The sequence below is a fragment of the Spirosoma rhododendri genome (genome assembly GCF_012849055.1).
Lineage (GTDB): Bacteria > Bacteroidota > Bacteroidia > Cytophagales > Spirosomataceae > Spirosoma > Spirosoma rhododendri.
The window spans coordinates 4,257,423-4,283,190 of record NZ_CP051677.1 but is presented as its reverse complement, the minus strand read 5'-3'; the positions used below and the strand labels follow the sequence as shown (position 1 = coordinate 4,283,190).

The window sequence follows — 25,768 nt, the reverse complement described above, 5'->3', positions numbered from 1 at the left end:
AGGCGAAAAAGTAACCAGCGTGATCAAATCAGGTCAATAGGTCAACGCTTACTCTGCACATTTGGTAGTGCATATGGACTTGTCTGGTGGGCTGAAGCTTGGCCGAAAACCGCAATCTGGCATTCTATTTGATACTTTAGTCTGATAACCCATTCCGGGGATTTCATTGTTTACTGCACACATGAATCGATTTTTACGCTTTGTTCTGCTAATCGGGTTGGGGTTTGGCTGGGTCAACGGCTACGCGCAAAGCGCGCGGCTGCGAGCCGCCAACCGACAGTTCGACAATCTGAGCTATGTCAATGCGGTACGGGGTTATGAGGAGTACTTACGCACAGACCGCAAAAAAGAGCCCGCTGAAACCCGTGAGGCTCTCATAAAACTGGCTTACAGCTATCGGAAGCTGGAGGACACCCGCAACGCCGAGCGGATTTACGCCGATCTGGTGAAAGAGTACACCGACCTCGACAGCGAGATTTACCTGTACTACGCGCAGTCGCTGGCGGCCAACGGCAAGTACCGGGAGTCGCAGAAATATTACAGTCAATACGGCGAAAAGCAAAGTCAGGACCTGCGGGGACGTCGATTTACGGTGTCGTACATGGACATGAGCCGGTTTTATCAGGATTCATCGTCGACCCGGATCAGCAGCTTGCCCATCAACTCCCGGCAGGCCGATTTTAGCCCGATGTATTACAAAAACGGGCTGGTGTTCGTATCCGCACGCGACGAATCGGGCGCCGTGAAGCGGGTGTTTAGCTGGAATCAGACCCCATTTCTGGATCTGTATTTCCACCCCGACACGGTGCAGCTGCGCACTGCTCCCGTCGAAACGACCCGCAACCCCGGTACGGCCGTACTGGGCGGGGGTAACGACCCCAGTGTGGCGACGCCGGATGCGACAACGGCTGAGATGCAAACGCTGACTAAAACGCAGATTTTCAGCCGGACGCTCAATACGAAGTACCATGAGGGGCCAATGACCTTCACGCGTGACCAGACAACGATCGTTTTTACGCGCAACAACGGGAGCAAGGGCAAGGCCGGTAAGAGTTCCGACGGGGTGCGTAAACTAAAACTCTACACGTCGGTCAACCGCAACGGCAAGTGGGTCGACATTCAGGAAGTGCCGTTCAACAGTGCTGAATACTCGGTTGGTCACCCTGCTTTTGCGCCCGACGACAGCAAACTGTACTTTGTTTCGGACATGCCGGGCGGCTACGGTGGCACCGATATTTACGTGGTCGAGTACAACAACGGGCAGTGGGGCACTCCTGTTAACATGGGAAAGGACATCAACACCGAGGGTAATGAGATGTTTCCGTACGTTGACACAGACGGGAACCTGTATTTCTCGTCGGACGGCCACGAAGGACTCGGTGGGCTGGATGTGTTTTTGGCTGAACTGAAGGACGGGGTAGCCTACCGGGGCGTCCGTAACGTGGGTGCGCCCATCAACTCTGACAAAGACGATTTTGGCTATATCACCGACCGGACCCATACGACCGGCTATTTCAGCAGTAACCGTAAAAAGGGTATCAGTGATGACGATATTTATTCGTTCCGGCGCGTCTGCAAGCAACTCGATATCCTCGTCTACGATAAAAAAACGGGGGCACCCATCGACATGGCCGACGTTCGGATTCTGCGTAACGGCACCAACCAGGAATTGCGCGTAACCAACGCAGAGGGCCGCACCGACCTGTGCCTGGATGCCAACACGGAGTATGAGTTCCGGGCGGTCAAAGACGGTTACGCGCTCAACAGCGTACGATTCTCCACGCTGACACAGTCGCCCAAGCCGGAGTTGAGCGTGTCGATCTACCTGACAAAGAGCGAGAATACGCTGGTACGGGGTATTGTCAAAACTGAAGTAAACCAGAAGCCGGCGCAGGGGGTGAAAGTGACCTTACGCAACGATAAAGACAAGAGCGAACAAAGTGTGGTGACGGGCCCCGACGGCGGTTACGAGTTCAACACAAAGGCCAACGCACCTTACACAATCACCGCTCAGAAAGACCAGTATGCAACCAAGAAAGCCCAGTACGGCAAAACAAAGCGCACTGGCCGGGCGGTTACCGATTCGATTGGCCTGTACGGGGTAGGTGACGTGTTCCAGCTGAAAAATATCTATTACGATCTGGATAAGTTCTTTATCCGGGCCGATGCTGCTCGCGAACTCGATCACGTCCTGGCATTGCTGAAGGAATATCCAAAGATGAAAATCGAACTGCGCTCGCATACCGATGCCCGTTCTTCCGACGCTTATAACATGCGTCTGTCGGAAAACCGGGCGCGGGCGGCAATGGATTATCTGGTGGCGCGGGGTATCGCGGCCGGTCGTCTATCGGCCCACGGATACGGCGAAAGTGAGATTGTCAACGGCTGCGTGGATGGGGTGGCCTGCGCGGAAGCCGAGCACCAGAAAAACCGTCGTACCGAATTCAAGATACTGGCCGTCGAGTAAAGACGACCAACCAGGTTCACCGCCGACGCCCGGTCTGGTAGCACAAACTACCGGCCAGGCGTCGGCTTTTGTTTCCGTGGGCCGCCAAACACTTGCCCAACACGACCCGTTTGTACAGAAAACAACCTGAAAAATGCGATTTAAAGATAAAGTCTGCATCATAACCGGTGCAACATCGGGGATAGGCCGGGCTACGGCCGAGCGAATAGGGGAAGAAGGGGGAAAAGTGGTTGTGGTGGGCCGTGCCGACGACCGGGGGCACGAAGTGGTAAAGTACATTGAAGACAAAGGCAGTGAAGCGTTCTTCGCTGACATCGACCTGAGCGAACTCGATTCGATTCAGACCGTCGTAAAAGAAGCGCTGGACCGCTGGGGGAAGATCGATATTCTGGTCAATGACGCAGCTATGATGACTTTTGACCCCATTGTCGACCTGTCGCTTGAGGACTGGGAGAAGGTACAGACGGTGAATATGCGGTCGGTGTTTCTGCTCTGCAAACTGACCATTCCGCACATCAATGGTGGGGCTATTGTCAACGTCAGTTCAGTGCACGCGTTTCAGACTACGGCCAACGTTGTGCCGTATGCCGCCAGCAAAGGGGCGATGGAAGCATTTACGCGTGGACTCTCGCTGGAAAACGACATCAAGAAAGTACGGGTCAACTGCGTAGCGCCCGGTGCTGTCGACACGCCGATGCTATGGGATAACCCGAACGTGAAGAGCGGTAAAGAGAAAATTACGGGTGCGGTCGGTAAGCCGGAAGACATTGCGTCAGCGATCTGCTACCTGGCCTCCGACGAAGCCTGTTTTATCAACGGCACAACCCTCGCCGTCGACGGTGGTCGGCTGGCGCAGTTGTAAATCGATTGCCCGAAACAGACGGTAGCGATGGCGAATGTTTGCCTTTTGGTGTAAACCGTCTGTATGAACCGTTTCACCATAACGGGTGTGCTACTTTGTGTGCTGGGAAGTACCGCCTGGCTTGCCAACCGTGCGCCCGACCCCACCACCGAATGGCCCGAATACCTTGGTGGTCCTGACCGTAGCCATTATTCGACACTCGACCAGATCAATACGACAAATGTTGGGCAACTGAAACCCGTCTGGGAATACCATTCGGGCGATTCGGGGCAGGTGCAGTGCAACCCAATCATCGTTGGCGGCACGCTGTACGGCGTTACGGCATCGAATCAGCTGTTTGCGCTGGATGCGGCTACGGGCAAGCAACGTTGGCGATTCATTGAATCGGGTGGGGCCTCGTCGCTGAGTACCAATCGGGGTGTGGTATACTGGCGCAGTAGTCGGCCGGGCGACGCCGACCCGACGCGCATTCTGTACGCGTACGGGGGCGATTTGTACGCGATTGATGCGGTTACAGGTAAGCCTGTTGCATCATTTGGCACCAATGGACACGTCAGCCTGAAAACTGGGCTTGGCCCGACAGCCGCCAACAAATTCGTTATTTCAAATACCCCCGGCACGCTGTTCGAAGACCTGATCGTAATGCCGCTGCGCCTGTCGGAAGGGGCCGATGCGGCACCGGGTGCCATTCAGGCGTTTAATGTCCGTACGGGTAAACTGGCGTGGGTATTCCACACCATCCCGCAGCCCGGCGAATATGGGTACGACACCTGGCCTAAGAATGCCTACAAAAACACCGACGTCGGCGGGGCAAACTGCTGGTCGGGTATGTCGGTCGACCGGAAGCGGGGGATTGTATACGTGCCGACCGGCTCGGCTGCGTTCGACTTTTATGGCGGCAATCGTACTGGTACAAATCTGTTTGCCAACTGCTTGCTGGCGCTCGACGCCCGAACGGGCAAACGGCTCTGGCATCAGCAGCTCGTTCACCACGACATCTGGGATCGCGACCTGCCCGCTCCACCTAACCTGTTGACGGTTACGCAGCAAGGTCCCGACGGTCGGCCCCGGACAATCGACGCGGTGGCGCAGGTGACCAAGCAGGGCTACGTGTACGTATTCGACCGCGTAACGGGTAAGCCGCTGTTCCCGATTCAGGAGGTGCCCATGCCCAAATCGGCGCTGCCCGACGAAACGACCTGGCCGACGCAGCCCCTACCAACCAGGCCCAAGCCATTCGCCCGACAAACCCTGACCGAAGCCGACGTCAACCCCTATTCCGACGACCGCGACTCACTGCTGGCGCAGTTCAGACAGGCGAAGAAGGGGCCGTACGTGCCGCTAAGCCTGACGCCGACGCTGGTGCTGCCGGGGGCCGATGGGGGCGCGGAGTGGGGTGGTGCGGCCGTCGACCCCGATGGGATTATGTATGTCAACGCCAACGAAATGGCGTGGCTGTTTAGCCTGCGCCCGACACCTAAAGCGGACGAACTGGCGCAGCTTAGTCCCGGCCACCGAATCTATACGATGAACTGTCAGACCTGCCACGGCCCCGAACGAAAAGGCAATGTCGCGAGTGGCTATCCGTCGCTGGTGAATATCGGGCAACGACGCGACCGAGCCTATGTCTCGAATCTGGTCGGGCACGGGAAGGGGATGATGCCCGGCTTTCCGAGTCTGTCGGCGCAGGAAAAGCAGGCGTTGATTGCGTTTCTGTTCGGTGATGAAAAAAGCGAAGCGACGCCCATCGCAGCGGGGCAAAAGGAGCCATATGTGCCCTATAAATTCAACGGCTACACCAAATTTCTCGACAGCAAAGGCTACGCGGGGATCAAACCGCCCTGGGGTACGCTGACGGCCATCGACCTGAACACCGGCGAACACCGCTGGCAGCAACCCCTCGGCGAACTGCCCGAACTGACGGCCAAAGGTATTCCGCCAACGGGTACCGAGAACTACGGTGGCCCCGTCGTGACGGCGGGTGGGCTGCTGTTTATCGCGGCCACGAAAGACGGCATGTTCCGGGCGTTCGACAAAAGAACGGGTAAGCTGCTGTGGCAAACGACTCTGCCTGCCGCCGGATTCGCCACCCCGCCACCTACGCCGTCAACGGGAAGCAGTACGTCGTGGTGGCGTGTGGCGGTACGAAACTGGGTACGAAAAAAGGCGACAGTTATATCGCGTTCGCCCTGCCCTGACCGTAGCATTACGGCTGGTGCAAACCAGATGGTTGCCGCCGGGGTTAACAGAGCGAAGCTCAATCCGCTCCGTACTGATGCCCGTAACGTCGAAAATTATCAATGACATTCACCAGCGCAACTGGTCCGCGCTCAAGGGCGTCGTCCCGTACCTCGACCCCAGCGAACTTGCCGATCTGCTCAACGAACTGCCACCCCACGAGCAGGCGGTTTTCTTTCGACTATTGCCCGAATCGGTTGCGGCTCAGTCATTTGAACACCTCGACGCTGATCAGCAGCAGGGACTGATGGAGCAGTTGGGGCAGCGGGAAGTTGCCACGCTGCTCAACGGGCTGGCCCCCGACGACCGCACGGCCTTGCTGGAAGAGTTGCCCTCGCAGGTGCTGTACCAGACGCTTAACCTGCTGACCGACGACGAGCGGGCCATCGCCAGTTCGTTGCTGGGGTACGCCGAAGGGTCGATTGGCCGCCGGATGACGCCCTATTATCTGGCGGTCAGGCCGGAGCAGACGGTGCGGCAGGTGCTCGAACACATTCGCACCAAAGGGCAGCGCAGCGAAACGATCACCCACATTTACGTCGTCGACGGGGCGCATCGGCTTATCGATGACCTGCGAATCTCGCAGATTCTGTTTGCGCCGGAAATGGCTACGGTCGACTCGCTCATGGACCGGGAGTTCGTTTGTCTGCACGTGACCGATGGGCAGGAAGCGGCCATCAGCGCGTTTAAACGCTACGACCGGCCGGCCCTCCCCGTCGTGACGGATGACGGTGTACTGGTTGGGATTGTGACCGCCGATGATATGATCGACGTGATCGAACAGGCTGATACCGAAGATATTCAGAAGTTTGGTGGTCTGGAATCGCTCGACCTGCCGTATACTAAAACGCCCATGCTGGAGATGGTGCGGAAGCGGGCCGGGTGGCTGATCGTGTTGTTTCTGAGTGAGATGCTGACGGCCTCGGCGATGGGCTATTTTGAGAACGAGATCGAGCGGGCGGTGGTGCTGGCACTGTTTATTCCGCTGATTATTTCCAGCGGGGGCAACTCCGGGTCGCAGGCGGCAACGCTCATCATCCGGGCCATGGCACTCCACGAACTGACCCTGCCCGACTGGTGGCGCGTAATGCGGAAAGAACTGTTTTCGGGGCTGTTGCTGGGGCTGATTCTGGGCGTAATTGGCCTGCTGCGCATCGTTATCTGGCAGAAAACCGGCCTTTACGACTACGGGCAGCACTGGTTTCTGATTGCGCTGACGGTTGGGTCTACGCTGATCGGCATCGTCCTGTGGGGAACGCTGTCGGGGGCGATGATTCCGTTTCTGCTGCGCCGGTTCGGGCTTGACCCCGCCACGTCGTCGGCCCCGTTCGTCGCCACACTCGTCGACGTTACGGGACTTGTCATCTACTTTTCGATTGCGTCGATTATCCTGCGCGGTACGCTGCTCTGACCGGGATACCTACCGAATCACCACAGGTTCAGCCGGGTAACAGCCGCGCCGTAACGGACAACTGCCCGACATGCCGCATGGTGTGTTCGGCCGCATGGACCAGCAGCCCAAGTACCGTCGAGGGGAGTTGCTGACGACCAACGCCCCGCCAATCGGTCAGGGTAGCTTCGTCCGTGGTTTTTAGCTGTACCATCGCCCGGTCGACCTGCTGACTGAACTCCGAGACCAGGGCTGCTACCGTTCGGCCCGTTTCCGTCGGTGCCCCTTCCGCCGACAGGGCGGTTAGCTGAGCAGGGGAGAGGGCTTCGGCGCGGGCATAGGTAAACGTCCGGTCGAGAACGCCCGTCAGGTGCTGCAAATGAAACCCCACCGACGCGACTTCGCCACCCCGCCCGCCCGGACGAACCCACAACAGCTCGTCCGAGAAGTCGGTCATCAATTCGGTAATCTCCTCACGCGCCTGCAACAACGCATGCGCTACCGGTTGCAACAGGGGCGGCACATCCGGCAGTGCCCCCCGCATCCATACTTCAGGCATACCTTCGGTTGGTTTAGGGTTCAATGTTTAACGTTCAGGTCTGCCCAACCTTAAACATTGAACCTCAAACCTTAAACCCAATATTAAATTACCGTCCCGCCGTCGGCGTAGAAGATTGAGCCGGTGCTGTAGGACGAGGCTGATGAGGCCAGGAACAGGGCTAGCGGGCTGATTTCGTCGGTTGTACCCATGCGGGCGATGGGCAGGCGTTGGGTGAAATGGTCGAGGATCTTTTCGTTTTGCCAGAGCGCCTGCGAAAACTTGGTCTTTATCAGGCCGGGTGCAATCGCGTTGACGCGGATGCCGTCGGGACCCCATTCTTTCGCCAGCACCTTCGTCAGCATATTCAGCGATGCTTTGCTGACGCTGTAGATGCCCAGGCCGGGGTCGGGGGTGTCGCCCGCGATGCTGCTCATCATGATGATACTGCCCCCGCCCCGCGCTTTCATGCTGGGGTAGCACAGCTTACTCAGCTCAAACGGGGCTTTCACGTTGGCCTGCATGATCTTGTCGAAGGCCGAACCGTCGCAGTCGAGCGAGGGGCCGAATACGGGGTTGGAAGCCGCATTGTTGACCAGAATGTCGATGCCGCCGTATGTCGCGATGGTTTTGTTGACGAGCTGGGCAAGCTGGTCCATATCGCCGACGTGGGCGGCAATGCCGGTGGCGTCGCCCCCCTGCGCCCGGATGTCGCTGGCGAGTTCGTCGCAGGCGTCCTGCTTGCGGCTGCTAACCACGATTTTTGCGCCGAAGCGGGCGTAGAGCCGGGCAATGTCTTCGCCGATGCCTTTGCTGGCACCCGTGACGATGGCTACTTTACCGCTCAGGTCGAACAGGCTTTGCTCGGCGGCAGAAACAGATTGTGGGGTCATAGGTATACCGGCTGAACAGACGGCCGAATTGCTAACCTAGATCATTTCGGCACGAATTCAAAGGATATGCCGCGTTTGCCGTACTTTCGGCGTTCTATTTGCAGATACTGCCCCGTATGCCTGAAACCCCCACCGACTTACCACCGTTTGCCCGCTCATGGCCCCACCTCTACGCCATCGTGCTGGGTAGCCTGCTGCTCGAAATTGGCTTGTTCTACGCGCTGATGCACTGGCTGTCATGAGTACGCTCGACTGGGGGGTGCTGGTAATTACACTGCTGGGGCTGGTGCTGTACGGCGTGCTGCGGAGCCGGGCCGAGCAGCGGCAGAGCGGGCAAAACCTCGGCAGCTATCTGCTGGCGGGGCAGTCGCTGCCGTGGTATCACGTCGGGCTGTCGGTGATGGCAACGCAGGCGAGTGCCATCACGTTTCTGTCGGCACCGGGGCAGGGCTTTTCCGACGGGATGCGCTTCGTGCAGTTCTATTTCGGTTTGCCGCTGGCGATGGTCGTGCTGTCGATCACGTTTGTGCCGATCTTCCACCGGCTGAAAGTCTTCACCGCTTACGAATACCTCGAAACCCGTTTCGATACGCGCGTCCGGACGCTGACGGCCGGGCTGTTTCTCCTGCAACGTGGCCTCTCGACGGGCCTGTCGATCTACGCGCCCGCTATCGTGTTGTCTACGATTCTTGGCTGGAATATCTACTGGACCAACATCATCATCGGGGGGCTGGTGCTGGTCTACGCAGTTGTTGGCGGTACGAAAGCGATCTCCTACACTCACCTGCAACAAATGGCCGTCGTGACGTTTGCGATGGTGCTGGCGGGGTACCTGACCGTGAGGTTATTACCCGATGGCGTGGGCTTTATTGATGCGCTGCACGTAGCTGGTAAAGCGGGGCGAATGAACCTGATCGACTTTCACTTCGACCCCAGCAGCCGCTACAATCTCTGGTCGGGCCTGATCGGTGGTTTCTTCCTGCAACTGTCGTATTTCGGCACCGATCAGTCGCAGGTGGGCCGCTACCTGACGGGCGAATCCATAGGGCAGAGCCGGTTGGGACTGCTGATGAACGGGCTGCTCAAAGTGCCGATGCAGTTCCTGATTCTGCTGCTGGGTGTGCTCGTATTCGTGTTTTATCAGTACAACCCGTCGCCCACGTTTTTCAACCGGCAGGAAACCGACAGGCTGCGCGAAAGTCCCTACGCCAGCGCTTATCAGGTCGCTGAAATCAAACACCAGAACCTGACCAACGTCCGGCAAAAGGCCGTACTCGACCTGCAATCGGCGCTAAAAACGGGCGACGAACCGGGGCAGGACGTGGCTGGTGAGCGCATCCGACAAACGGACGAAGCGCTGAAAACGGTAAAAGCTGATGTTGTCGGGCTTATCAAAAAGAACAACCCGGCGGCCGATACCAACGACGTCAACTACGTGTTTCTCCGCTTCGTACTCGACTACCTGCCCCACGGCCTGATCGGGTTGCTGATCGCCATGATCTTCCTGACATCGATGGGTTCGGTCGCGTCGGCTTATTCCTCGCTGGCGTCGACAACCGTAGTCGACCTGTACCGGCGGCTCATCCGCCCCGGCGATACCGATGCCCACTACCTGAGTGCATCGCGCTGGTCGACCATCGGGTGGGGGCTGTTCTGCATCGTCGTCGCGCAGTTTGCCAACCAGTTTGGCAGCATGATCGAAGCCGTTAACGTGCTGGGCTCGTTGTTCTACGGCGTTGTGCTGGGCGTGTTCGTAGTGGCGTTCTACGTCAAATCCATCGGCGGCCCGGCTACGTTCTGGGCCGCCATCATCGCCGAGCTGTTCGTAATCTTGAGCTGGTACTTCGATCTGACGGCTTTCCTCTGGCTCAACGCCATTGGCTGTCTGCTGGTCGTCGGCATCGCGTGGGTGTTGCAGCGGGTGTTGGCGCGTTAAGTCGATTTACAGTATGCAGTTTACGGTTTTTGGTGATTAGTCCATCGTATTGGATAGCCCGCTGATTTGCAATACATTAGAAACTGAATTCGGCGGTTGGTCGTTTTTACAGAAAAGAGAAACCATGACGCGCACCATAATTATAGAAACTCAGAGCGATGCTGACTTCGCATTGCTACAGGAACTGGCTCACCGAATGGGCCTGAATACGCTTGATGTCAAGCAAAATGGGCAGGGTGAACTTACATCGTCGCAATTGCTCGAACAAGTGGCTGGTAGCTGGCAGGGCGACGAAACGGGCGATGAAATCAACGCTATGCTTCGGAATGATCGTTGGGATAAATCGCGGGAAATTGACTTATGAGTGGTTTTTTGCTGGACACCAATATTTGTGTACACCTGCTGAAAAACGAGTACGGTATCAAGGACAGAATTGCAGACGTAGGGATAGAATCGTGCTTTCTGTCGGAAATAACGTTGGCTGAACTGCTATACGGAATTGAGAATAGTGCGCCCGAGCAACGGGTGAAAAACATAGAGCGCTTCGAGCGGCTGCTCCTGCTTTTCAACGGCCGTGTTTTGTCTATACGGGATGGGTTGTCCGTGTACGCTCAGCAAAAGGCACGGCTACGACGGGCGGGCCGACCCGTTGGTGAGTTTGATCTGCTAATCGGGGCAACGGCTATCGCTCACAACCTGACACTCGTTACTCGCAATACCCGAGATTTTGTCAACCTTGAGTCAATCCGACTCGAGAACTGGATTGACGTGTAGTTAAACAGGCCGATACAAGCCGATCCGATCCGGTACGCGAGTAGTTGGCGTTTCGCTGAGTCAACTACAGTAAAACAGGTATGATCGCGGCCGTCAACGTGCTGGGCTCGTTGCTTTACGGCGTCGTGCTGGGCGTGTTCGTAGTGGCGTTCTACGTCAAATCCATCGGTGGCACGGCTACGTTCTGGGCTGCTATCATTGCCGAGCTGTTCGTAATTCTGAACTGGTACTTTGACCTGACGGCTTTCCCGTGGCTCAACGGTGTCGGCTGTTTGCTCGTCGTCGGTATCGCGTGAGTGTTGCAGCGCGCAGTGCGGTAGGTCGGTTCTCAGTATATAGTTTGCGGTTTACAGGGAGGGAGTCGCTGTAAACCGTATTTTTTGGGCAGGACCACTTACCAAATGCATGAGCCCACAATAGAGAAGGGTAAGAAACCATACGCTTCTATGTGGAAACAGATCCTGAATCTCGGAATAGCAGGTAGTTTGTTGGGTTGGTTCGTCGGTTGTACTACCCTGCGTGAACCAGAACCGATACCCAACCACCCGCCAGCCTCATTTGCAGTAAAACCAACGCTAGCCCCCAACAATACCGACGTTGTCCTGACCTGGACACGGGCCAAAGACCCCGACGGCGACCCGGTCACGTATGCTGTCGTGTACAAGGATACGTTGGTCAGAAACCTGACCGACACGACGTACGTCATCAAAAACGCAGGCTATGAAATTACCGCGACGGGTAGCGTTGTGGCCTACGATAGTCACCGTGCTTCAACGGCAGCATCGTTTAGTCAGGTCACGGGTCTGGCCCGCCTGCGCATAAAATCGGTTGGTACAGAGAGTCGTAAAACCGTGTACAGCTACGACAGCCAAAATCGGCTGGCCAGCATAATCAGTGCAGATGGGAACCGTGTGGAGTGCATTTACGGCGACAATGAGAAGCGATACCTTGACATTCGGCTCTATTACGGGTTGGGCGATTATGGCACGACTACGCAATGGCCCTACGACTATCCGAACCCAACGTCCGGGTCAAGTAGACAGGGGATTGTTCGCCAGATTAAAAACGGCAAAGTCGACAGTACCTGGAATGGCATTACGAATGGAATCAGTTACAGCCTTACCACTGATAATCTATACATCACTATGTGGCTTGGGCCGCCACCCGGTAATACGAGTGGACTCCAGCACTTTCGATACAGTTACGACGGCCGCAATCTGACAAGGCAGTACTTCAATTATGTCAACAACCCCATCTACATCACTTCTTACGAGTATGATGATAAAATAAATCCGTTCTACCTGTCTATAGCGCCGACTATCAGCGAAACCGCGCGATTCAGTTATAACAACGTTACCAAAATCAGTATCTCACAGACGCCGTATCAGGCAACTCCTGTTAGCTCCCTGACGACGTTCAGCTACGAATACAACAGTCGGGGGCTTCCAGTCAGGCGAACGGCAACCACTGACGGAAAGTCGAGCACCGTTGACTATACCTACGAAACATATTAGACGGCCCGAATCATGCCGGTCAAAAGCTGCTGATAACCAAGGGGTATAAAAAAAAATGGGTCGCGATGTTAACCGCGACCCACAACCGAAAACTGTATACTGTAAACCGAAAACAGACCTTACGCCCGCTTGCCTTTTTTGCCTTTCGTCGGCATGGCAGGAACCTTGGCCGTGTACTCCGCAATGGCTTTCTCGATACCATCTTTGAAGAATGGGAAAGCCGCGTCGTTGGACGCCTGACCTACCGACAGGGCTTTCTGCGCGATCGGCAGGGCCTCGGCGTATTTGCCCATCTTACCCAGCAACTGCGCTTTTACAAGCAGGTTGCGGTACGTTTCCTTCATCGATACCGACTTGTCGATCCAGGTCAGGGCCTGATCGAGGTTGCGGCCTTTCGAGAGGTTGTAGTTGGCCGCAGCCTGCAATACAGCCGCGTCTTCGGGCTTCTCAGCCACCGCCTTATCGACGTTGGCCGCTGCATTGGTGTTTACATCAACGCGCAGAGGAGCCATCGCCTTCGCGGTGCCAAACATAAACGTCATGTTGGCCGTGCTGTCGGTTACGTCGCTGAAACCGATGGTGAACGTCTGCGTCGGGTCGGTTTCTTTCACAACCTTGATCGGAACCCGCAGGGCGTCTTCTTCCTGCTTGTAGGTCTGTTCGGTCACGGCCATGTTCTTGTTAAAGATCAGCGTCCAGTCGTCGGCCATCGGGATTGACAGAATGGCGTATGAACCAGCGGGCAGTGTCTTGCCGTCGATCATCAGGTCCGTTGAGGTGGTGAAAGCCGTGGCCTGATTGGCACCCGTCCGCCATACTTTGCCGGTCGGGAGAAACGCGTCGGTGAAGGGGGTACGGCCTTTCAGGCTTGGGCGGGAATACTTTACGGTCAGGTCCGTTGTGCCGACAGTCTGCATGATGGTAGCACCGGGGCTGGGCGAGGGGAGTTTGATCTGGGCAGTCGCCAGTTGAGCCGCCAGCGCGACCGTAGCACAACTCAGTACGAGTTTACGCATGATTGGAATTAATAAAGATGTTTGTCAAAAAACCGGACGAAATTGCCCCTTTTTTACCGTAAAAACCAACCCATGCACCGCCAGCATCTGCTTTCTTTGCTGCAACAGCACCTCGACAACCCGGCCACCACCGACCCCAGCGAACGGGCCATGACCGAAGCCACCCAGCAGTTCGTGCAGCAACACTCTGATTGCTTCGAGCGTACGCTGCTGGTAGGGCATGTAACGGGTTCGGCCTGTGTCGTCAGCCCCGACCGGCAGCAGACGGTGCTCATCCATCACGGGAAACTCGATCGCTGGTTTCAGCCCGGTGGGCATGCCGATGGCGACCCCGATGTAGTGACCGTGGCGCTGAAAGAAGCTCAGGAAGAAACTGGCCTTATCCGGCTGGCACTGGTGACGGAGCCCGGGAAATCAGCCCCTATTTTCGACGTCGACGTGCATCCGATACCGGCGCGTGGTGAGGTTCCGGCGCACCTGCACTACGATATTCGGTTTTTGATCGAAGCTGATCCAACGGAGCCGTTTGTTCGTACGGAGGAGGTACAGAATGTTAAGTGGTTTTTGCTGGATGATGCCAAATCAATGGCTGATTCACCCTCATTGGGCAGAATGCTGACGAAAATCAGCTAGAACTAAGAAACTAGTAGCTTGTATAAGGGTGTTTTTAATGTCAGATTAATGAATATACATTTGCTGAACAACAAAACCACTTGACCATGAAAGCGACAAACTTCTGGCTGCTGGGCATTGCGCTGGTGGCACTAAGCAATTGGAGTTGTGCACAGGATAAACCCTCCTGGGCAAACGACCCGACGTATTCGACCAGCAACTATAAACACCCGAATAAAGCACAGGCCGCCCGTCAGGCGAGTACGAAACAGGCTGTCTCGGTAACGGCCCCGGCAACGGGCGACGGGCAACTGGCGAACTACAAACGACAGCGGCCCAACCAGGCACCAGTGGGCGGTGTTACCGTCGATCATATCCCATCGGCTTCACTGGCGAATCGGAATTACAAAATTCAGATTCCTGTCCGCGAGGAAGCGGCTCCAGCCAGCGCAATCAGCCGCCGAGCGGGCACTAAGAAAGACACCACTTCAGGGTCGGGGAACGAGTAAGGTTTTTTAAACACAGAGGCACAGAGGGCTGCACGGAGATAAGAGAGCAAATCAGGTAAGCTGATTAAACTCCTTTTACTCTGTGCAGCCCTCTGTGCCTCTGTGTTTAAACCAAATTAGCGCTTAATCACCTTCAGGCTGCGTTTGTTTTCGCCCGCTACCAGTGTCAGCACGTACATGCCTGCCGACAGGCCGATGTCGGGCACCGTGAACGCAGCCAGACCCGGCGGGGTGGTGCGCGTTTGCCAGAGTACCCTACCGGCGAGGTCCGTCAGGGTCGCGTCGAGGGCTGTATTGGCATCGAGCTCACCCCAGCTAACCGTCAGCGGTTCGAGATCTGAAAACGGAACGGGATACACCGCCAGCGATTTCAATGTTTCGGCAACGGTCTGCGCCCGGCTGAAGTCGGGAATGCCGTAGCCCAACCGAACGTCGGGGGTCGTGAACTGACTACCCGACCGGCGCAGCGCGGCCGTGACCTGCGCGGCCGTCAGGCGGGGATTCGCCTGCCAGAAGCCAGCTGCCAGACCTGCCAGCAGGGGAGTCGCGAATGATGTTCCGTCGCCCGATGCGACCCGGCCGTCGGGCGCCCCAATAACGGTGCCCTGCCCGCGCGCGACAAGGTCGGGTTTGAGCCTCAGATCAGCGGTTGGACCAATCGAACTGAACGACGCCCGCGTTCCCGCTGATGTGACGGCCCCCACTGCCAGCACCGACACGGCATCCGAGGGGGCCGATATGTACCGCCACGCGCTGTTGCCTTCGTTGCCAGCCGCTACGCAAACGACCATGCCCGTTTGGGTGGCGATCTGCGCGGCCCGTGTGCAGAGGGCCGTTTTGCCGTCCATGTTGGCGTAGGTGTAATTGCTGCCTGCATCGTCGAACTGCGTATAGCCCAGCGACGAGCTGATGACGTCGACGCCCGCGCTATCAGCGTATTCGGCCCCGAACAACCAGTTGGCTTCCTCCACGCGGCTTTCGGTAGCGGCATCTTCTGTGCGGAGCAGGATAAACGAGGCTTTGTAAGCCGTGCCGTAAAGCATGCCATCCGAGGTGGCCGCAATGGCCGACAGGCACGACATGCCGTGCGAATCGTCTTCGTAAACGCTCGTTTCCTTCTTGACAAAGTCGTAAGTCGCCAGTATCCGCTTTTCGTCGAACAGGGGTTTGAGAAAGCCAACCCGGTCGGCGTTGAGATAGCCTGCATCCAGCACGCCAATCAGCATGCCCTCGCCGTGATAGCCTGCGTCGTGCATCTTGTCGGCCCCAATCTGCGTCACCTGACTTTGCGATGCGCCGTAGCTGAGGGCTGCCACGTTGCCAAACTTCCGGCTGGCATTCGTTTCGACTGGTTCCGCTTCGGCACTGCGCCGGGCACCCGACAGCGCCCGGTTGAACTCGATGCCACGTACAAACGGCAACTGCCGGACGGTGGCTAACACGGCGTCGCTCGCTTCGATCAGTACTGCGTTGAACCAGCGCGACGGAAACCAGATTTTGGCACCCGCCTGCTGCAACTGCGTCATGTAAGCGGGGTCGACGGGCAAATCGCGGGTTTGAACGGCGATATTCTGTCGCTGCCGTCGCAAGATGGACCGTTGCGACAAAAACTGCTCGGGCCGGTCGACGGTATAGGGCGTATTGGCTTTGTCGCTTAGCAGCACGAGGTACTTACGCGTCTGCGCCTGACCGGGTACGATCAGGCTAACCAGCAGCAGAGCGGCCAGTATCCATCTAGTTTGTCCCGTATTGGCGAAGTCGGTAAATCTGTCTGATGCCATAGTCAATCTGATTGGTACCCACGCAGGCAGGTGTTGATGAGCAAAACTGGAGCTGAACCCGTTCGCGGTAGACGATGCCGACCTGTTGTGCAAACACTGTCAGCCGCTTGTCCTGCGACACCAGCGTTGAATCGTTCTGCCCCACGACCGTCAGTGTTTGGTCGTAGGTCGTATCCGATACGCGGTATGGTAGTCCGACGTTGCGGAGTTCGTAGGGTTCCTCGCCCAGCGCGTTGTATCGGTTGCCGTTCCACTGGAGCCGCTCCCTAACTGGGAACAGTAACGAAACGAACGCTTGCCCGTTTTCCGTGCGAAGCAACTGGTTATCGGTACGTTGAACGGCCCAGATCGAATCGAGTTGCCAGTCTGTAGTCGCTGAGGCCCGGCGGTAACGCAAAAGTCGGTAAGCCGGTTGCCCCGTCGCGTCGGTGTAGGGAGTGCCGACGACTTCCTTCACTTGATACGTACGCTGTAGGGGAGCGGCATTGAGCGCGTACCGCTGCTCGCTGACGTCGTAGATGTTGTACCGGCCTGTTGCGACAGGGGCGTAATCATACCAAGGCCCCGTGTCGGCAACCGGTTCGCGTTGGCAACTTAGTAGCCATACGAAAGAAAGCAGCAATAAATAGCGCAAGGCAAGTTTGAGGAAATCAAGTTACGGTGGGTACGGTAAGTAGTCACAGGCAATTGTCCTGCCAAAAAAATCAGCCCGTTCAGAGTCATCTGAACGGGCTGATTGTGTGCTTTGTAGCCTGGACCGGTGCGCCGGTGCGATCCACGTCCGGGTGCCCGTCAGGGCAACTGTTGCAGGCGGTAGCTTTTTTGGCCGCTATCGCGTCCACTCGGACCTGGAGGTCCAAGCTACACAAACGCGCCAAGCTACCGGTAACTACTTCGTGGTCAGCAGGAAGCCGATGGTGAAGTTGGCATCCCAGTCGAACACGAACTGCTTGCAGCCCGTCGCGTCGGCGACGGCTTTGTAGATGTTGATACCCGCTTTGTCTTTGGCGTTGTCGAGTTTGTAAGCCGTTGGCGCGTCGAGGACCGTGTACCGCTCTTTCCCATTGCGCGACACCTTGGCCATGTCGAACGGCACACCGCCGATGATAAAGCAGGTCTTCCGCAGGTCATTGGGCACCTGCTTCGCTTTGGCCGATACTTCGCTGGCTACCGTTTCGTCGCTCGTATTGTTTTGGAAATACTTGGCTCCGTAGGTTTCCACGGCCTTTGTCGATTCGCCGTTTTTCCACGAAATCTTGGTGTTACCCGAGCCAATGTCGACCACAAACGCTTTGTTGGCATACTCAGCAGGCAGCACTGACCTCAGGCCCAGTGATCCTTCCTGCTCTGGCGTAACGGTGTTGACGACGTAGTTCAGCGACTTCAACGCCTTGATAATCTTCTGCGTACCCTCGGCTTTTACAGCTCCCGAACTCACCACGAAGTGAATGTCCCGACCGCCCACGCCGTAATCGAGCATCTTGCCGATGTAGCTTTTCAACCCCTGCCGGACGTCGTCGTCCGACGCCATGTTTTCCATGACCAGACTGTTGCCAAATTCGGCTTTTTCCAGCTTCCAGCGTTTCTGATCGTCGACTTTGATAATGAACGAATTGAAGCCGCTGGCCCCCAACTCCACAACACCCTTTAGCTTGCCGCCTTCAGGGGCGGGCGGGGTGAAGTTGAACGCGGATCGTACCGTACCCGGACTATCCATGTCCGGCCCGTCGGAACTGGCCGTCGACTCGTTGCTGGGACTGACTGGAGCATTGTTGTTGTCGGCCCCCGGCTCGTCGGGGCGGGGCATGGTCGAGGATTCGTCGGCCTGACGCGGGGCCATCTTGCGCAGGGCGTCGTTGCCGCCGAAATAGCGGAATCCAAAGAAAACAGCGGCCAGAATCAGGGCCGTAATCAGCAGCCGTCCGGCGGTAGTGAGTCGTTGCATAACCAATGAGTGATTGAGTGAATGATTGAATGAGCGAATAATGAACGGTGAATCAAAACTATTCACTCATTCACTCATTCGCACATTCGCTAATTAATCCAGCAGGTTCCGATATCCCGCATCTTTGGGGGATTGATTTGGCCTCTTTGCGGGGCGGTGATGGGGTTGGGCGATGCGCTGGTGTCGGTCTGAATCAGGCTGAATTCGCCCTTGTTGTAGGCGTCGAGCAACGTTTGCCCCTTGTCCGACAGGATGCCGTTCTGAATGTCGACGCCGTTGATAAAGTCCATCGAGAGGTCCATGGCCCGCTTCATTTCGCCGAGTTTTTTGCTCATATCGTCCTGAATGTATTCCATCGACTCGTCGAAGTAAAACCGCTTGTCGGGGTCGCCTTTGAAGATGCTGACGGCCGTTTTCAGCGCGTTCGAGCTTTCTTTAACGATCTGATACTCCGTTTCTTTCAGCCGGACTTTGATCTCCGTTTCCTTAATGATGTAGTCGGCGCTCTGGTTGACTTTCTCCATGAACGCCAACACCATGGTCATGTTACGTTGCAGCGGAGCCAGCTTTTCGTTCATCTCCTGCAAGCCCGCGCCTTCGATGGTCGCCAGTTGGGCCTGCTCTTTCATGCCGGGGCGGTCGCTGAGGCTACTTGCTTTGTTGGCTTCGGCGAATTTCTGCTTGATCGCGTCGTTGTTCTCGTTAATCTTTTTGTTGAGTTTAACGAGTTGCCCGGCCAGCGTGTCGATCTGCCCCTGCATCTTCTGCCGCTTGTCCTTCAGATCCTGCACGTAGATTTTCATGATCGCAATCGGGTTCAGCTGAATCACCGTGCCCGTAATGCTGCGCATCAGCGACTTAAACAGGAAGAACACCGCCGTGCGGACGTCCTTGCTGGTGAACAGGAAGATCAACACACCCAGCGCACCCAGCAAGAGCGACAGTTCGAGGATGTTGCTCGTTGCGCGGATCAGGAATTCCAGAATATCGTTGAGGTGCAGGAGACCATAGCCCGCGATTGCCGCCAGCACGATCATCCCGAAAATACCCTCCGGTCGGCTCCAGAACGACTTTTTGTCGGGTTCTGTACTGCCGCCAATCTGCGAAAAATCAGGTGTTGCCATAGCTTGTGTTTGAGGTTCAAGGTTCAACGTTTAAGGTTGATAGGGAATAACTTTAAACGTTGAACTACAGACTTTAAACTTATTTCAAATACTGCGTTAGTTTACGGATGTCGTCGTTGATCTGTTCAACGAAATGAGCGTAGGTCGTTTCGTAGTTCTGTTTGTTCTGCCGAATCTTCGCGCTTTGCTCGCTCATTTCGCCCGTGATCGAGTTCAGCCGGTCGGTGTTGGCCGCCCGTTTCTGCTCGATTTCCTGCAATTGTCGGGTCAGTGCGTCGTTCTCGGCTTGCAGTCGCTTCTGCTCGTTTTCCAGCCCCCCGACGCGTTCTGATAAGGCTGCGTCGACGCTCTTGGCGAAGCCGTCGCGGTCTTTTTGTAGGGCCGATACGTATTGGTTCGCCGTTCTGGTCAGCACCCCCGCATCCGCCGGACCGCCCAACGCTTTGAAGCTGGCCCAGGCTGCCTGAAACTGCTTTTCTTCCGACAAGCCCAGGTTCATCAGGCTTTTGAGAGTTTCACGAAACTCAAAATAATCGGGGCCGAGTGGGTTGTTCTGCGCCAGCACGTTCGCCAGATGCTCCGCAAACTTCGGGTCGACGCTGCCTTGGGTGGATGTGCCCGGCTCGGATGCATTCGGCATGGATGTAGCCGTCGAAGCCGCGGGTGGATCTGTTGGAGCGGGCTGGTCGGGCGCGGGTCGGGGGGAGGCCGCTTTGGTTGTTGGCGGTACTCCGCTGGCGGTCGGCGCGGGTTCTTCTTCCTTGACAAAGAAGCGCAGGATGCGGTTTCCGAGGGATTGATCTGGTTCAGGCATAACGTCAGTCGGTGCGGGCGTGACCCCGATTGGTGAAAGACTGAACAATGTTACAAGGTTCGCTGCATATCATCAACGCCGTTTTACGCCGAACGGTTAACCGCCCTGACGAACTGTCGCAGGACAGGCCGAATTGCGTACCTTTGCAAGTATTGAGTGATAGAATGATTGACTGATTGAATAAGCTGACGCACCCACAGCAACGGCGGATCACTCAATCATTCAATCACTCATTCATTCAATAAGTATGATTAGTCTGATTACCCCCGCGCCCTGGTCGGCTTATGAGCTGATCGATTCGGGCGATTTTTACAAACTCGAACGCTTTGGCGATTATGTGCTGTCCCGGCCCGAGCCACAGGCCGTCTGGCGTAAGTCGCTCTCTGACGACGAATGGGCAGACCGCGCCCACGCTACCTTCCGGCGCGACCGTAGTTCGCCCGAGCGGGGCGACTGGCAGGTAAAGCCCGGTATGCGTGATCCCTGGCAGATTCGCTTTCAGCAACAGGGGCTGAACCTGACGTTTAAACTCGCCCTAACGACCTTCAAACACGTCGGTATCTTCCCCGAACAGGCCAACAACTGGGCGTATATTCACGATGCGGTGACGGCGATGAAAAGGACGACCGAACGTCCCGGCGTGGAACGGCCTCGTGTACTCAACTTGTTCGCCTACACGGGTGGGGCGTCGCTGGCAGCCCGGCAGGCAGGGGCCGACGTGACGCACGTCGACGCGGTGAAGCCGGTGATTAGCTGGGCGCGCGAAAACATGGACTATAGCGAACTCGACAACATCCGCTGGGTTGTGGAGGACGCCGTAAAATTCGTCCGGCGGGAAGTGCGCCGGGGCAACAAATACAACGGCATCATCCTTGATCCACCCGCCTACGGACGCGGCCCCGACGGCGAAAAGTGGGTGCTGGAGGAGCAGATTTACGACCTGCTCGGTGCCTGCGCTGACCTGCTCGACGGCGACGATTTTTTCTTCATCATCAACCTGTATTCGCTCGGTTTCTCGTCGCTGATCGTTGACAACCTGATGGCGCAGCTCTTCGGCGACGTTCCAAACGCTGAATCGGGCGAACTGTACCTCGCCGACACCTTCAACAAACGACTCCCCCTGGGCGTGTTTTACCGGTTCAAGAATTAAAGAGCGAAAGAATGAAAGAGCGAAAGAGCGAAAGGCCGGACTGGCAGGCGGTGAAAGAGTATTGCTCGTTCACGTTAGCGAGTGCCCAAAAACGGCGTTGGCTGTTCCGCCATCTCTCGCTCTTTCTCTCTTTCACTCTTTCGCTCTTTACACTGTTCGCCTGCTCCTCCGACAACCGGCAGGGAGCCTACATCCCCGACTTCCCCAAGCCCGGCGATACAAGCCGTACGGCCGGGACGCTGCGGGCACTGACGCGGGCCATCGGTCAGTCGTCGTCGCCGACGGCCTACGCCAAGCGGGCGGCTGTTTATCTGGCGATGGGGCGGGAAACTGAAGCACTGGACGACATTAACGAAGCCATCAGCCGCGACGGTGACGTGGGCAGCTTCTACCTGACCCGCGCCCAGATCCTCCGCGACCGGCAGCAACCCGACAAAGCGCTCGAAAACGCGCAACGGGCCGAAATTCTGGGTGTCAACACGCCCGGCCTGTACACTTTGCAGGGCGACCTGCTATTGCAGCAGAATCAGTTCGACAAGGCCCGGCTGTTTCTGGCCCGCGCCCTGCAAATGGCACCCTACGACGGCGAAGCCTACTTTTTCCGGGGGTTGATGGCCGCGCGCACCGGCGACACCGTGCAGGCACTGACCCTGTACCAGCAGTCGCTCCGGCTCAAACCGCGCTATCTTGAAACGTACAACCAGCTGGCGTCTATTTACCGCACCCGGCGCGACCTGTATTCGGCCCTGAACTACATCACGCAGGCCACGCAGTACTTCCCCAACAACGCCCGGCTTCAGTACGGTCGGGGGCTGATTTACCACACGGCCGGGCGTCTCGACAGCGCGCAACAGTGCTATCAGCGCGTCATCAAGTTGCAGCCTGGTTATTACCAGGCGTTTTTCCAGTCGGGGCTAATAAATCAGCGGTTTCGCAACTACTACGCGGCCCTCGCCGACTACCAGCGAGTGCAGCAGCTACGGCCGCAGTTTCCGCGCATCGACACATACATCGGCTACTGCCACGAGCAGATGGGGCAGTACGACCTGGCCGTTGCTGCCTACACCACCGCCACAAAGCTGAACGTCGGCGACCGGCAGGCGGCAGCGGGTTTGTGGCGTTCGCAGCGTCGGCAGTATCAAAACCAATATAACCCCGTATTTTTGCCCAATCAGACCGACGACGGTGCGACCGCTACCCGCGAGCGCACCCGGCTCGACACCACCCGCGTCCGTATCTCAACCATCGCCCCCAAAACCCGGGAAATTGGCAATGGTAGTGATTCGCTCCGCCGGGCCGTCAAGCCGTTGAATTAGTAGGCTGGGTTTAATGTTTGATGTTTAAGGTTTAAAGTTCAATGTTTAACGTTGTTGCCGCATCCATTATCTACGCTGGTTGACTCATGAGCAACCTTAAACGTTAGACGTTAAACCTTAAACCAGCAAGTAAGCTGTCCGCAGTTGTAGGCGGGCGGTGGGTATCTCTAACAACCAATAAGTTATGATTGCGCAGGACGAACAAATCCGCGTGACGCTGCCCGATGGGAGCGTAAGGCAGTATCCAAAGGGCTCGACCGGGCTGGATATCGCCACCCAAATCAGCGAAGGACTGGCCCGCAACGTGCTGGCTGCCAAAGTAAACGGCGTTGTGCAGGACGCGACCCGGCCCATCGAGTCGGACGCCAACGTGCAACTGCTGACCTGGAACGACCCGGAGGGTAAGGCAACGTTCTGGCACTCGTCGGCCCACCTGATGGCTGAGGCCCTCGAAGCCCTGTACCCCGGCGTGAAGCTGGGCATCGGTCCGGCTGTCGAAACCGGCTTCTATTACGACGTCGATCTGGGCGGACAACCGTTTTCGCAGGAGGACTTCAAGAAGCTGGAAGACAAAATGCTCGAACTGGCCCGGCAAAAGCAGGCGTTCGTGCGGAAACCCGTCAGCAAAGCCGACGCGACAGCGTATTTCGAAGAAAAAGCCGACCCGTACAAGCTCGACCTGATCGACGGGCTGGAAGATGGCAGCATCACATTTTACACGCAGGGCGGCTTCACCGACCTGTGCCGGGGACCGCATATCCCGAATACTGGCTTCATCAAAGCGGCTAAGATCATGAACGTGGCTGGCGCGTACTGGCGCGGCAACGAAAAAAATAAGCAGCTGACCCGCATTTACGGCGTTACCTACCCCAAGCAGAAGGAACTCGACGAGTACCTGCACTTGCTGGAGGAAGCCAAAAAGCGCGATCACCGGCGGCTGGGCAAAGAACTCGACCTGTTTGCGTTCTCCGAGAAAGTAGGGGCCGGTTTGCCACTGTGGTTACCGAAAGGCACGATGCTGCGCGAACGGCTGGAGAATTTCCTGCGGAAAGCGCAGTTGCGGGCCGGGTATTCGCCCGTCGTAACGCCCCACATCGGTAGCAAGCAGCTTTACGTAACGTCGGGGCACTGGGAGAAGTACGGCGAAGACTCGTTCCAGCCGATCCGCACGCCCGACCCCAACGAGGAGTTCCTGCTGAAGCCGATGAACTGCCCGCACCACTGCGAAATCTACAAAACCCGGCCCCGCTCGTATCGTGACCTGCCGCTGCGGCTGGCCGAGTTCGGTACGGTGTACCGCTACGAGCAATCGGGCGAGCTGCACGGCCTGACGCGGGTACGTGGCTTTACCCAGGACGACGCCCACATCTTCTGCCGTCCCGATCAGGTGAAAGAAGAGTTTATGAAGGTGATCGACCTAGTGTTGTACGTCTTTCGCACGCTGGGTTTCAATGACTACAGCGCGCAGGTGTCGCTCCGGGACCCGGAAAATAAAACCAAGTATATCGGCTCCGATGATCTGTGGGAAAAGGCGGAGTCGGCCATTATCGAAGCAGCCGCTGAGAAAGGCCTGCCGACCGTAACTGAACTGGGCGAAGCGGCTTTCTACGGCCCTAAGCTCGACTTCATGGTACGCGATGCGCTCGGTCGGCGCTGGCAGCTTGGCACGATTCAGGTCGATTACAACCTGCCGAATCGGTTTGAGTTGGAGTACATCGGTGCCGACAATCAGAAGCACCGCCCCGTGATGATTCACCGCGCCCCGTTCGGGTCGCTGGAGCGGTTCATCGCTATCCTGATCGAGAACACCGGCGGTAACTTCCCGTTGTGGTTGTCGCCCGATCAGATTGCGATTCTGCCGATTTCGGAGAAGTACGAAGACTACGCCAACGATCTGTTCTTTACGCTCCAGGAAGCCGATATCCGTGGATTCGTCGATCTCCGCGACGAGAAGATTGGCCGGAAAATCCGTGACGCCGAAGTCAACAAGGTACCGTATATGCTGATCGTCGGTGAGAAGGAAGCCGCCGAAGGGCTGGTATCCGTCCGGCGCAAAGGTCAGGGCGACCTTGGCAGCATGCCCATCGACGAATTCATCAAAACCTTCCAGGCGGAAGTGAAGGTTTAGTTTAAGGTTTATGGTTTACGGTTTACTGTTTAAGGTTGGCTGACGCGTGGTACTGCGGGTAACACCAACCTTAAACAATAAACTTTGAACGTTAAACCAACTTTCAATACATTCCCGAACTTTTTACCGTAGCTGTCGTTATTTAAACGACTTTTACAGTCTATTTTTTCACGAAAAACACCATATGGCATTACCCCAGCGCAGACCACCCCGTCGCGTGGTTGAAGAACCCTACAAAGTCAACGAACGTATTCTCGCCCGTGAGGTGCGGTTGGTCGGTGAAAATGTAGAACAGGGCATTTACGATGTGAATAAAGCGCAGGCGGTGGCCAAGGCGCAAAATCTCGATTTGGTGGAGGTATCGCCTAACGCGGTGCCGCCCGTCTGCCGGATCGTTGATTATTCCAAGTTCAAGTACGAGCAGAAGAAGAAGCAAAAGGAAATCAAGTCCAATGCTACCAAAGTCGTCATCAAAGAGATTCGGTTCGGTCCGAACACCGACGATCACGACTTTGAGTTCAAGCTGAAACACGCTATCAACTTCCTGAAGGAAGGTGCCAAAGTAAAGGCGTACGTGCAGTTTGTCGGCCGGGCTATCGTCTTTAAAGATCGCGGTTTCCAATTGCTGGAGCGTTTCTCAAAAGGGCTGGAGGAGTATGGTAAGATCGAATCTGAGCCGAAACTCGAAGGCAAGCGGATGAGCATGTTCCTGTCGCCGAAAGTCGCTACCCCGAAAAAATAAATACGGACTACCGTACAAC

General features: G+C 56.6%; 22 protein-coding genes and 2 pseudogenes. 16 read left to right on the top strand and 8 right to left on the bottom strand.

Features of this window, described 5'->3' with window-relative positions:
• Positions 1 to 181 precede the first annotated feature (181 nt).
• The 4 genes and pseudogenes from HH216_RS17825 to mgtE all read left to right on the top strand — a co-directional run bounded on the left by HH216_RS17825 (position 182) and on the right by mgtE (position 6,978).
• Complete coding sequence (locus tag HH216_RS17825; protein WP_169552024.1) at positions 182 to 2,467, top strand: OmpA family protein; 2,286 nt, start codon at positions 182 to 184, stop codon at positions 2,465 to 2,467.
• Between the two features lie 133 nt (positions 2,468 to 2,600).
• Positions 2,601 to 3,329, top strand: coding sequence for an SDR family NAD(P)-dependent oxidoreductase (locus HH216_RS17820; RefSeq protein WP_169552023.1), 729 nt, complete (start codon positions 2,601 to 2,603; stop codon positions 3,327 to 3,329).
• Between the two features lie 63 nt (positions 3,330 to 3,392).
• Positions 3,393 to 5,527: pseudogene (locus HH216_RS17815) on the top strand (outer membrane protein assembly factor BamB family protein).
• 77 nt (positions 5,528 to 5,604) lie between these two features.
• Entirely contained in the window at positions 5,605 to 6,978 is a 1,374-nt protein-coding gene (gene mgtE, locus HH216_RS17810; protein ID WP_169552022.1) for a magnesium transporter, read from the top strand.
• Positions 6,979 to 7,006: 28 nt separating this feature from the next.
• Here mgtE and HH216_RS17805 read toward each other — a convergent pair whose 3' ends face one another.
• Positions 7,007 to 7,516: a DinB family protein gene (locus tag HH216_RS17805; protein ID WP_169552021.1), complete on the bottom strand. Its 510-nt coding sequence runs from the start codon at positions 7,514 to 7,516 to the stop codon at positions 7,007 to 7,009.
• A gap of 83 nt (positions 7,517 to 7,599) precedes the next feature.
• Positions 7,600 to 8,388, bottom strand: coding sequence for a glucose 1-dehydrogenase (locus HH216_RS17800; RefSeq protein WP_169552020.1), 789 nt, complete (start codon positions 8,386 to 8,388; stop codon positions 7,600 to 7,602).
• 116 nt (positions 8,389 to 8,504) lie between these two features.
• On the opposite strand from HH216_RS17800, the gene HH216_RS26455 reads away from it, so the two are divergent.
• The 6 genes and pseudogenes from HH216_RS26455 (at position 8,505) to HH216_RS17775 (ending at position 12,612) form a co-directional block, all read left to right on the top strand.
• On the top strand, positions 8,505 to 8,630 hold the full coding sequence (locus HH216_RS26455; RefSeq protein WP_256366331.1) for a hypothetical protein: 126 nt from the start codon (positions 8,505 to 8,507) through the stop codon (positions 8,628 to 8,630).
• The gene (locus HH216_RS17795; protein WP_169552019.1) at positions 8,627 to 10,324 is read left to right on the top strand and encodes a sodium:solute symporter; all 1,698 of its coding nucleotides are present in this window, start codon (positions 8,627 to 8,629) and stop codon (positions 10,322 to 10,324) included. The genes HH216_RS26455 and HH216_RS17795 overlap by 4 nt, the downstream gene beginning before the upstream one ends.
• Before the next feature lie 124 nt (positions 10,325 to 10,448).
• On the top strand, positions 10,449 to 10,688 hold the full coding sequence (locus HH216_RS17790) for a hypothetical protein (RefSeq protein WP_169552018.1): 240 nt from the start codon (positions 10,449 to 10,451) through the stop codon (positions 10,686 to 10,688).
• Positions 10,685 to 11,098: a type II toxin-antitoxin system VapC family toxin gene (locus tag HH216_RS17785; protein ID WP_169552017.1), complete on the top strand. Its 414-nt coding sequence runs from the start codon at positions 10,685 to 10,687 to the stop codon at positions 11,096 to 11,098. Before HH216_RS17790 ends, HH216_RS17785 begins: the two co-directional genes overlap by 4 nt.
• Positions 11,099 to 11,178: 80 nt before the next feature.
• Positions 11,179 to 11,394, top strand: a pseudogene (locus tag HH216_RS17780) (sodium:solute symporter); the annotation flags it as partial.
• A 150-nt stretch (positions 11,395 to 11,544) separates the two neighbouring features.
• Positions 11,545 to 12,612, top strand: a complete 1,068-nt coding sequence (locus HH216_RS17775) for a hypothetical protein (RefSeq protein WP_169552016.1) — start codon at positions 11,545 to 11,547, stop codon at positions 12,610 to 12,612.
• A 119-nt stretch (positions 12,613 to 12,731) separates the two neighbouring features.
• Here the strand turns inward: HH216_RS17775 and HH216_RS17770 are convergent, their stop codons facing one another.
• Positions 12,732 to 13,628 carry a DUF2911 domain-containing protein gene (locus HH216_RS17770; RefSeq protein ID WP_169552015.1) on the bottom strand — a complete coding sequence of 299 codons (897 nt, stop codon included), beginning with the start codon at positions 13,626 to 13,628 and terminating at the stop codon, positions 12,732 to 12,734.
• Between the two features lie 72 nt (positions 13,629 to 13,700).
• On the opposite strand from HH216_RS17770, the gene HH216_RS17765 reads away from it, so the two are divergent.
• Both HH216_RS17765 and HH216_RS17760 read left to right on the top strand, forming a co-directional pair.
• A complete protein-coding gene (locus HH216_RS17765) occupies positions 13,701 to 14,261 on the top strand; it encodes an NUDIX hydrolase (protein WP_169552014.1) in 561 nt (186 codons plus the stop codon).
• 86 nt (positions 14,262 to 14,347) lie between these two features.
• On the top strand, positions 14,348 to 14,749 hold the full coding sequence (locus HH216_RS17760; RefSeq protein ID WP_169552013.1) for a hypothetical protein: 402 nt from the start codon (positions 14,348 to 14,350) through the stop codon (positions 14,747 to 14,749).
• Positions 14,750 to 14,865: 116 nt separating this feature from the next.
• Here HH216_RS17760 and HH216_RS17755 read toward each other — a convergent pair whose 3' ends face one another.
• The 5 genes from HH216_RS17755 to HH216_RS17735 all read right to left on the bottom strand — a co-directional run bounded on the left by HH216_RS17755 (position 14,866) and on the right by HH216_RS17735 (position 20,413).
• A complete protein-coding gene (locus tag HH216_RS17755; protein WP_169552012.1) occupies positions 14,866 to 16,530 on the bottom strand; it encodes a S8 family serine peptidase in 1,665 nt (554 codons plus the stop codon).
• On the bottom strand, positions 16,484 to 17,164 hold the full coding sequence (locus tag HH216_RS17750; protein ID WP_169552011.1) for a hypothetical protein: 681 nt from the start codon (positions 17,162 to 17,164) through the stop codon (positions 16,484 to 16,486). The genes HH216_RS17755 and HH216_RS17750 overlap by 47 nt, the downstream gene beginning before the upstream one ends.
• 255 nt (positions 17,165 to 17,419) lie before the next feature.
• Positions 17,420 to 18,475, bottom strand: coding sequence for an acetate and sugar kinases/Hsc70/actin family protein (locus tag HH216_RS17745; protein WP_169552010.1), 1,056 nt, complete (start codon positions 18,473 to 18,475; stop codon positions 17,420 to 17,422).
• 89 nt (positions 18,476 to 18,564) lie between these two features.
• Positions 18,565 to 19,599, bottom strand: coding sequence for a hypothetical protein (locus HH216_RS17740; protein ID WP_254448496.1), 1,035 nt, complete (start codon positions 19,597 to 19,599; stop codon positions 18,565 to 18,567).
• A gap of 79 nt (positions 19,600 to 19,678) precedes the next feature.
• Entirely contained in the window at positions 19,679 to 20,413 is a 735-nt protein-coding gene (locus HH216_RS17735) for a hypothetical protein (protein WP_169552009.1), read from the bottom strand.
• Positions 20,414 to 20,660: 247 nt separating this feature from the next.
• Here HH216_RS17735 and HH216_RS17730 point away from each other — a divergent pair, with 247 nt between their 5' ends.
• The 4 genes from HH216_RS17730 to infC all read left to right on the top strand — a co-directional run bounded on the left by HH216_RS17730 (position 20,661) and on the right by infC (position 25,749).
• Positions 20,661 to 21,563 carry a class I SAM-dependent methyltransferase gene (locus HH216_RS17730; RefSeq protein ID WP_174842718.1) on the top strand — a complete coding sequence of 301 codons (903 nt, stop codon included), beginning with the start codon at positions 20,661 to 20,663 and terminating at the stop codon, positions 21,561 to 21,563.
• A gap of 11 nt (positions 21,564 to 21,574) precedes the next feature.
• On the top strand, positions 21,575 to 22,879 hold the full coding sequence (locus HH216_RS17725; RefSeq protein ID WP_169552008.1) for a tetratricopeptide repeat protein: 1,305 nt from the start codon (positions 21,575 to 21,577) through the stop codon (positions 22,877 to 22,879).
• 184 nt (positions 22,880 to 23,063) lie between these two features.
• Positions 23,064 to 25,007: a threonine--tRNA ligase gene (thrS, locus tag HH216_RS17720; protein WP_169552007.1), complete on the top strand. Its 1,944-nt coding sequence runs from the start codon at positions 23,064 to 23,066 to the stop codon at positions 25,005 to 25,007.
• Positions 25,008 to 25,191: 184 nt separating this feature from the next.
• Positions 25,192 to 25,749: a translation initiation factor IF-3 gene (gene infC, locus HH216_RS17715; RefSeq protein WP_169552006.1), complete on the top strand. Its 558-nt coding sequence runs from the start codon at positions 25,192 to 25,194 to the stop codon at positions 25,747 to 25,749.
• Positions 25,750 to 25,768 lie beyond the last annotated feature (19 nt).

Excerpts from the sequence above, each read along its gene's own strand:
- HH216_RS17755 (WP_169552012.1), bottom strand. The coding sequence starts at position 16,530 with ATGGCATCAGACAGATTTACCGACTTCGCCAATACGGGACAAACTAGA.
- HH216_RS17735 (WP_169552009.1), bottom strand. The coding sequence starts at position 20,413 with ATGCCTGAACCAGATCAATCCCTCGGAAACCGCATCCTGCGCTTCTTT.
- HH216_RS26455 (WP_256366331.1), top strand. The coding sequence starts at position 8,505 with ATGCCTGAAACCCCCACCGACTTACCACCGTTTGCCCGCTCATGGCCC.
- infC (WP_169552006.1), top strand. The coding sequence starts at position 25,192 with ATGGCATTACCCCAGCGCAGACCACCCCGTCGCGTGGTTGAAGAACCC.
- HH216_RS17745 (WP_169552010.1), bottom strand. The coding sequence starts at position 18,475 with ATGCAACGACTCACTACCGCCGGACGGCTGCTGATTACGGCCCTGATT.
- HH216_RS17820 (WP_169552023.1), top strand. The coding sequence starts at position 2,601 with ATGCGATTTAAAGATAAAGTCTGCATCATAACCGGTGCAACATCGGGG.
- thrS (WP_169552007.1), top strand. The coding sequence starts at position 23,064 with ATGATTGCGCAGGACGAACAAATCCGCGTGACGCTGCCCGATGGGAGC.
- HH216_RS17725 (WP_169552008.1), top strand. The coding sequence starts at position 21,575 with ATGAAAGAGCGAAAGAGCGAAAGGCCGGACTGGCAGGCGGTGAAAGAG.
- HH216_RS17795 (WP_169552019.1), top strand. The coding sequence starts at position 8,627 with ATGAGTACGCTCGACTGGGGGGTGCTGGTAATTACACTGCTGGGGCTG.
- mgtE (WP_169552022.1), top strand. The coding sequence starts at position 5,605 with ATGCCCGTAACGTCGAAAATTATCAATGACATTCACCAGCGCAACTGG.
- HH216_RS17730 (WP_174842718.1), top strand. The coding sequence starts at position 20,661 with ATGATTAGTCTGATTACCCCCGCGCCCTGGTCGGCTTATGAGCTGATC.
- HH216_RS17770 (WP_169552015.1), bottom strand. The coding sequence starts at position 13,628 with ATGCGTAAACTCGTACTGAGTTGTGCTACGGTCGCGCTGGCGGCTCAA.
- HH216_RS17790 (WP_169552018.1), top strand. The coding sequence starts at position 10,449 with ATGACGCGCACCATAATTATAGAAACTCAGAGCGATGCTGACTTCGCA.
- HH216_RS17805 (WP_169552021.1), bottom strand. The coding sequence starts at position 7,516 with ATGCCTGAAGTATGGATGCGGGGGGCACTGCCGGATGTGCCGCCCCTG.
- HH216_RS17825 (WP_169552024.1), top strand. The coding sequence starts at position 182 with ATGAATCGATTTTTACGCTTTGTTCTGCTAATCGGGTTGGGGTTTGGC.
- HH216_RS17760 (WP_169552013.1), top strand. The coding sequence starts at position 14,348 with ATGAAAGCGACAAACTTCTGGCTGCTGGGCATTGCGCTGGTGGCACTA.
- HH216_RS17765 (WP_169552014.1), top strand. The coding sequence starts at position 13,701 with ATGCACCGCCAGCATCTGCTTTCTTTGCTGCAACAGCACCTCGACAAC.
- HH216_RS17775 (WP_169552016.1), top strand. The coding sequence starts at position 11,545 with ATGTGGAAACAGATCCTGAATCTCGGAATAGCAGGTAGTTTGTTGGGT.
- HH216_RS17800 (WP_169552020.1), bottom strand. The coding sequence starts at position 8,388 with ATGACCCCACAATCTGTTTCTGCCGCCGAGCAAAGCCTGTTCGACCTG.
- HH216_RS17785 (WP_169552017.1), top strand. The coding sequence starts at position 10,685 with ATGAGTGGTTTTTTGCTGGACACCAATATTTGTGTACACCTGCTGAAA.
- HH216_RS17740 (WP_254448496.1), bottom strand. The coding sequence starts at position 19,599 with ATGGCAACACCTGATTTTTCGCAGATTGGCGGCAGTACAGAACCCGAC.